The 7,316-nt window shown below is 28.0% G+C and carries 6 protein-coding genes and 1 pseudogene; 3 read left to right on the top strand and 4 right to left on the bottom strand.

The window, feature by feature from the left end:
• The first annotated feature begins 98 nt into the window (after window positions 1-98).
• Genes BN1173_RS01915 through BN1173_RS01905 form a run of 3 tightly spaced genes read left to right on the top strand, consistent with a single transcriptional unit; the run spans window position 99 to window position 3,406 of the window.
• Window positions 99-1,523: an MGH1-like glycoside hydrolase domain-containing protein gene (locus BN1173_RS01915; protein ID WP_014696249.1), complete on the top strand. Its 1,425-nt coding sequence runs from the start codon at window positions 99-101 to the stop codon at window positions 1,521-1,523.
• A 54-nt stretch (window positions 1,524-1,577) separates the two neighbouring features.
• Window positions 1,578-2,939, top strand: a complete 1,362-nt coding sequence (gene mgtE, locus BN1173_RS01910) for a magnesium transporter (RefSeq protein WP_014696248.1) — start codon at window positions 1,578-1,580, stop codon at window positions 2,937-2,939.
• A gap of 47 nt (window positions 2,940-2,986) precedes the next feature.
• Entirely contained in the window at window positions 2,987-3,406 is a 420-nt protein-coding gene (locus BN1173_RS01905) for an HIT family protein (RefSeq protein WP_040236278.1), read from the top strand.
• A gap of 128 nt (window positions 3,407-3,534) precedes the next feature.
• Here the strand turns inward: BN1173_RS01905 and BN1173_RS01900 are convergent, their stop codons facing one another.
• From BN1173_RS01900 to BN1173_RS01885, 4 genes and pseudogenes are all read right to left on the bottom strand, one after another.
• Window positions 3,535-4,008 carry an S-ribosylhomocysteine lyase gene (locus BN1173_RS01900; RefSeq protein WP_014696245.1) on the bottom strand — a complete coding sequence of 158 codons (474 nt, stop codon included), beginning with the start codon at window positions 4,006-4,008 and terminating at the stop codon, window positions 3,535-3,537.
• Window positions 4,005-5,175 (bottom strand): annotated as a pseudogene (metK, locus tag BN1173_RS01895) (methionine adenosyltransferase). Before metK ends, BN1173_RS01900 begins: the two are co-directional and overlap by 4 nt.
• 16 nt (window positions 5,176-5,191) lie before the next feature.
• Window positions 5,192-5,905, bottom strand: a complete 714-nt coding sequence (locus BN1173_RS01890) for a 5'-methylthioadenosine/adenosylhomocysteine nucleosidase (protein WP_040236276.1) — start codon at window positions 5,903-5,905, stop codon at window positions 5,192-5,194.
• Window positions 5,906-5,918: 13 nt separating this feature from the next.
• Window positions 5,919-7,064, bottom strand: a complete 1,146-nt coding sequence (locus BN1173_RS01885; protein WP_012538132.1) for an HD-GYP domain-containing protein — start codon at window positions 7,062-7,064, stop codon at window positions 5,919-5,921.
• Window positions 7,065-7,316: the final 252 nt, after the last annotated feature.

Genomic DNA, 7,316 nt, shown 5'->3' with positions numbered 1-7,316 from the left:
GTATCTTACCGTTATAATTTTATTTATCTCATTTTATTATTTAGTCATATCATAATAAATAGGAGTCGATTGATGTATGTTTTTCAGAGGTTTGAGCATTGAATAAGAATGTGTTTCCCAAAATTTATTATTATGATCAAGATTTTATTGATATTTATAATAAGAGTCTCTCTTGGATCCGAGATAAGATTATTTTTTCCCAATCTTTAGAGAAAGGTAAAAAGGATAAGAATTATTATTCTGAAAATGTTGAATTTATAGATCAATTGCAAGCTTGTCTTTCAAGCTTTTTTCTTGTTTACAGTAATGGAGAGTATTCTCCTACATCTACTATTGATAAATTTTATGAACTTCAAGAATCATCTGGTGCAATTAGATCACGTTATGATCACAATAATAATATTATTCACTTAGAAGGAAATGATGATGGTATTGGATTACCAATTTTTGCTTGGGTTGAATATAATTTGTATCATAAAACAGGCAATAAAAAGCGTATTTGTGATGTTTTACCAGTGCTTGATAAGTATTATAAATGGATAGAAAAAAAGTTTTTAAAATCAAATGGTCTTTATTCGATTGATATGAATAAGATTTTTTATAAAAATTCTCCTAGAAAGAATGTCCATTATCCTATAGATTTTAATTCATTTCAGGTGCATAGTGCATATTGTATTGCCAAGTTAGCAGATATATTAAATGATAAAAATTTATCCTTAGAATATAAGAAAAGATTTTTTTCTCTTAAGGCTAAGATTAATTCGTTGATGTGGGATGAAGTAGATGGTTTTTATTATGATCTTGATGTTAATGAAAAAATTATTAAACTTAAGACTATAGTAGGGTTTTTGCCTCTTTTATCTGAAATTCCGAGTGAAGATAGAATTGAGAGAATGGTTTTATATTTAAAGAGTCATGAACACTTTGGCACACCAAATCCTTTTCCTACTCTTTCAGCTAATGATCCTAATTTTAATTTGGATGGAAATGGATATTATGGTTCTGTTTATACCTATATGAATTTTTTTGTCATTAAAGGACTTGAATATTGTAGACGTGCAAATATAGCAAGAGAATTTACTATAAGACATCTGTATTATATTTTAGATACTTTATTGCCAGATGGTAAAATTAAAGGACATATTTGGGAAGCTTATAAGCCAATGAAAGAGGGTCCAGCATATTTGGATATTACAAAGAAAACTCTTCCAGAAAAGGATGTTATTTGTTATCTTGCACTCTTTAGTATTAGCCTTATGATAGAGAATATTATTGGACTTACAATTAGTTTACCAGATAAGACAGTTTATTGGAATATTCCTGCTCTTGAGATTATGGGAATAGAGAGTTTATCACTTAAGAAAAATCAAACCACAATTATATGTAATAAGGGAAAGAGAGGATGGGAGATTAAGATGGAATCTGAAAAGCTTTACTACTTTACAATAAACATATTAAATAAAAAAGAAAAGACCTTGCCTATACCTTCAGGTAGATGTTCTATGCTTTTAGATAAGCTTTAATTAATAAGGGTTAGCTAAACATTTATTTTAAATTAAAATCTTGGAGATATTGATATGATAGATGTTGTATTTTTAAAAACCTTGCTTAAAGAAAAAAAATATTCTGATATAAAGGAAGAGCTTTTAAAATACGATGCTTTTGATATTAGTGAAGCTTTAAAGAAGCTTAATGGTTCTGATTTGATTTTGATTTATAGGTTTCTTCCCAAAAAGGTTGCTGTTGAAGCATTTTCTAACTTTGATCAAGTTACAAAAAATAAATTGGCCAATTCTTTTACAAATAAAGAAATAAGAGAGATGGTAGATGAGTTAAATCTTGATGATGTTATTGATCTCTTAGAAGAAGTTCCTGCAAATGTTGTGCAAAGGTTTTTAGCAAGTTCTACTGAAGAGAATAGGGAGATAATTAATAAATTTTTGTCTTACAGTGATGATTCTGCTGGTTCAATTGTAACAATAGAATATATTGAGCTTAAAGAATATTTTCATGTCAGAGAAGCTCTTGATTATATTAGAAAGGTTGCAAAAACCAAAGAAGATATTTATACCTACTATATTACAGATGAAGAGAAACGATTAAAAGGTGTTGTTAAGATTGAAGATTTAATGTTGTCTAGTGATGATGTTGTCATTTCTACTATCATGAAAAATAGTGGATTTTATATTGTAAAAGTTGGTGATGGAAAAGAAGATGTTGCTTTGCTTTTCCAAAATCATGATATTTCAAGTGTTCCTGTTGTTGATAATGAGGGACGGATGATAGGAGTCATTATTATTGATGATATCCTTGAAGTAATTCAGAATTTAAATACCGAAGATTTTCAGATAATGGCTGCGGTTACGCCTTTGGGTAAATCTTATCTTGATACTTCTATTTTTGATATGACAAAAAATAGAATAATTTGGCTTTTGGTTCTTATGATATCTTCTACTCTAACTGCCACTATAATTACTAATTATCAAAATTTAGTTTTATCTTTAGTGATTCTAACCAGTTTTATTCCACTCTTAATGGATACTGCTGGTAATGCTGGCTCTCAGGCATCTGCATTAATTATTCGTGAACTTGCTCTTGGAACTCTTAAGGTAAAAGATTTTTTTAGAGTGTTATTTAAGGAAATATGTGTAAGTATTTTAGTTGGTTTAATTTTGGCTAGTGTTAATTTTTTACGAATTGTATTTTTTGTAATTCCTGCACATGATGAAAAATTTAAAATAGCTTTTGTTGTTTCTGCGTGTTTGATGATAGGGTTGATGGTAGCAAAAATATTGGGAGGTCTTTTGCCTATTATGGCTAAGCTTGTAAAGATAGATCCGGCTTTGATGGCTGGACCTTTAATTACTACTATTGCTGATGTTGTGACCTTAATCGCTTATTTTAATATAGCAAAATTAGTATTGTCAAATTATTTTTAATAGGTATGCTTTATAAGCATTAAGATAGAGTTGATTTGGAGGAAATTTTGAGTGATTGTATTTTTTGTAAGATAGTTAAAAATGAAATTTCATGTTATAAGGTTTATGAGGATAATTTAATACTTGCTTTTCTTGATATTAATCCTTTAAATATTGGCCATACTCTTGTTATTCCCAAACAACATAGTAATGATATTTTAGATGTGAATGATGAACTTGATGGACAACTATTGGGAGTGTGTAAAAAAGTAGCTTTATCTTTAAAAAAATTGAACTTTAATATTTGTCAGGGAGTTAATATTTATAGTGCTATTGGTTCTGAGGCAGGACAAGTTATTTTTCACACTCATTTTCATGTTATTCCACGATTTCAAGGTGATAATTTAGGTTTTAAGAGAAATGGTAGTATTGAACTTTCAGGAGATGAATATTTAGACTTATCTAAAAAAATAAGTAAAAATATTTGAAATTTTTATCAAAATTGATGATTGAAGTAGCATTTTAACTAATAATTGGTGTTAAATTTTATTGTATATTGTGTTTATTTATATATGATATGGCGTTGTTACTATCATATTTATATATTTAAGGTATATTAAGGGTAAATTAAGTTTTCCTTTTTTATATTTTCTAATGTTTCTAGATACTTACTAGATTCATATTTTGCCATATTGAGATTATGATCTTGGTAATTACCACATTCTTTTTCAGTTGCACCTATAACATTTCCTTGAAAATTGGTGATTTCATTAAAAAGCCAAGATATTAAATCAATTAGATCCTTGCTTTCATAATTACCAAAAAGTATTAGGTAAAAACCTGTTCTACAGCCCATTGGTCCAAAATATATTATCTTATCTCCCCAAACTTTATTGTTTCTAAGTAGTGTTGCTCCTATATGTTCAATTGTATGAATTTCTGCATTGTTAATTACAGGTTCTTTGTTGGGGGTCTTCATTCTAATATCTACAGTAGTTAGTGTTAAATTGTCAAATGTATCTTTCCTTGAGATATATATGCCAGGTTGTAATTTTGTGTGGTCAATTGTAAAACTTGATATTTTATTCATATTTGAAACTCCTTTTTGATTGTGTCTACGAAATCTAATTTTTCCCATTCTAATTCGTTTTTCCCAAAATGTCCGTATGTACATGTTTGAGAATATATGGGCTCTCTTAATTTTAGTTTTTTAATTATTCCATTAGGAGTGAGATCAAAGTTATTTATTATAAAATTTAATATTTTTTTTTCATATTCATTAATCATTAATTCCTGTAGTTATCTTAATAGATATTGGTTTGGGAATGCCAATAGCATAAGCAATTTGCATTTCAAATTCTCGAGAGATGCCCGCTGCTACCATATTTTTAGAAATGTATCGTGCCATATAAGCTGCTGATCTGTCAACTTTGGTAGCATCTTTGCCACTATAAGCTCCACCACCATGTCTTGCAAATCCTCCATAGCTGTCAGCAATAATTTTTCTTCCTGTAAGACCGGTATCACCAGTAGGTCCACCTATTACAAAATTTCCAGAAGGGTTAATGTAATATTCTATATTATTGTCGAACATTGATCTGCTATTTAAAACGGGTTTTATAATTTTTTCGATGATTGTTTGTTTTAAAAAGGAATAAGGGATATCAGGATCATGTTGATGGGATAAGACAATATTGCTGACTTTAATTGGATTTTTATAAGAATCATATTCAATGGTTACTTGGGATTTAGCATCGGGACGCAACCACTTAATTTCACCTGATTTTCTAAGTTTACTAGCTTCTTTTAAAATTAAATTAGATAATTCGTATGCTATGGGTAAGAAATTTTTAGTTTCATTACATGCATAACCAAAAATTATTCCTTGATCCCCTGCTCCTATATCTTTTGTATCTTTTTTTTCAACTGCATTTGTAATGTCTATTGATTGAGAACCAATAGCATCAATTATTGTTGCTGATTTATAATCAAGTCCATATTCTATATTTGTGTATCCAATATTTTTTATTGTTTGTTTTGCAGTTTCTTTGATATCTATATCTTTTTTTGCTTTACTGTTTATTTCTCCTGCTATTACTATTAAATTTTGTGAGACTAAAGTTTCACATGCTACTTTTGCCATTTTGTCTTTTTTAAGTATTTCATCAAGTATGGCATCAGAAATTTGATCCGCAATTTTATCAGGATGTCCTTCAGATACGGACTCAGATGTTGCTGTTAAATTATTGTTATTCATATTATCACCTTACGTATTATATAGACTTAATTAGTTCTCTTACCATTTTGGCTGAATTTTTTGATGCATCTTGTAAAAATTTATTAAAATCTATGTGATTATTTTTGTTGTTTGGGAAGTCAGATATTGAACGAGTGACTATAAACGGTATGTTGAATGTGTATGCTACTTGTGCAATTGCTGCACTTTCCATTTCTACAGCCAAAGCATCTTTAAAATCATTTTTGATTTTTTCTATCTGTTTTTCATCTTCAATAAATTGATCACCTGTAAGTATTAGACCAATATGAACATTAACATTTTGAAATTTGTCTTTGATAATACTAATGACTTTGTTTAGTAAAGTTTTATCTGATTCGAATTTTTGTGGAAATCCTGGCACTTGTCCTATTTGATAGTCAAATTGCGTTAAGTTGAAATCGTGAAATGCTGTTTGTGATGATATTATGATGTCTGATATTTTAATGTTTGAAGATTCTTGAAGTCCTCCAGCAGTTCCTGAGTTGATTATATGGGTAATTTTATATTTTGCTATAATATAACTATTCCACATGGCTGCATTTACTTTTCCAATGCCAGTGGTTAAAGATATTACTTTATGTCCCTCAATTTCTCCTTTATAAATTTTTTTTTCACCTAGGTAATTGTCTATTTTGATTTCTTCTTTGTTTTCAATAATTTGATGTATTTCTCTTGCTTCTTCATCCATTGCAGATGTTATTAAAATCATGTTTTGCTCCTTTTTATATTTCTTTTAAACCATATTTTTTTAAAATAAGGTTTATCTCATCTTGTCTTAGTATTTTTTTGATACCTGTTTCTGTTTTGGGTATGGATTTAATGTAACCTTGATTGTCATTAGGATGTATAACTTTGCCATCTTTTATTATGTACTTTATATACGGAACATTAATATTTATTTCGTTGATTTTTATTATTTTAGCAATTGAATTATCATTAAGTTCAACTATAAAGTCTAGGGGACATTGAGATAGAACTTTAATTATTAGTTTTAAAACTCTTTTGTCAAATTTTTTATCAGCATCCTGTATTAATTCGATAAGAGATGCTCCCGAACTTGAGGCTCCTTTATATATCTTATCTAAAAGAATTGCACTATATGCACTAGCAGCACCTATTATATTAGCCTCAATGTTAATTTGTTCACTTTTAAGTTTGTTTGGGTATCCTGATCCATCTAAATTTTCTTTATGTGTAAGTATTGCTAGACAAATAGATCGTGAAAAATTAGTGGTTGATATTATTTTGTGTCCAAGTACAGGATATTTTTTGATTATTTCAAATTCTTTGTCGGTTAATTTTTCTTTTTTTTCACTTATGCTTAAAGGTATAAATAAAAAACCTATTTTATGAAGAAGAGCTGTTGTGCAAAGTTCAACAGTTTTATGATTATTTAAATTCATTTCATTGCCAAGAGCTACAGTTAATATTGAGGTATTTATTGAGTGAACAACATGATAATCAGATAAGAGTTTAGGTATTTTTATATATTTGATGAATGTTTGTTGATTTTTTTTATAAAATTCCATTACTTTTTTTACAATGGGAATGACATCTTGGTAATAAATTTTTTTGTTTTTTTTGCAGGTTTCGTATATTTCTTCTAAATTGCTTATTAGTATGTGATAATTTGCAATAGATTCTTCATCATACTCTTCATTAATGTTAATATATTTTTTTGTTTCTCGTATTAATGATTCATTAAAGAAATTTCTTTCTATTTGTATTGCGTTTTTAAGCCCCCATTTTTCAATGAGCTCGGTGTTTATAGGTTGTAATAGTGAATCTTTGGGCCATATTAAGAAATCTTTTTCTATTACATATGAGAAATTTTTTATTTCTTTTGCTAAATTATCAAAGCTTTGCATTTGTCTCCTTAAGCTTTAAGCTTAATAATAAACATGTAACAATGGATTGTTTATTAATTTTCTTATCTATTTAGTATAATGATACTATATGTGCACTTAATTTTAAAATAGAACTTTATTATATGTGTTTTTTTGATGGTTAACAGTATACTTTTTATTTTTTAATATTTTGTTTTTTTGTTTTTTTTTTTTTTTTGTTTTTTTTTTACAAATGTTCGGCATTTGGTTTTCCTTTACGTTTCGTGGGCTCGG

Source organism: Borrelia crocidurae (assembly GCF_000825665.2).
GTDB lineage: Bacteria > Spirochaetota > Spirochaetia > Borreliales > Borreliaceae > Borrelia > Borrelia duttonii.
The sequence above is the reverse complement of the archived record's forward strand: the minus strand, read 5'-3'. Positions and strand labels throughout refer to the sequence as shown.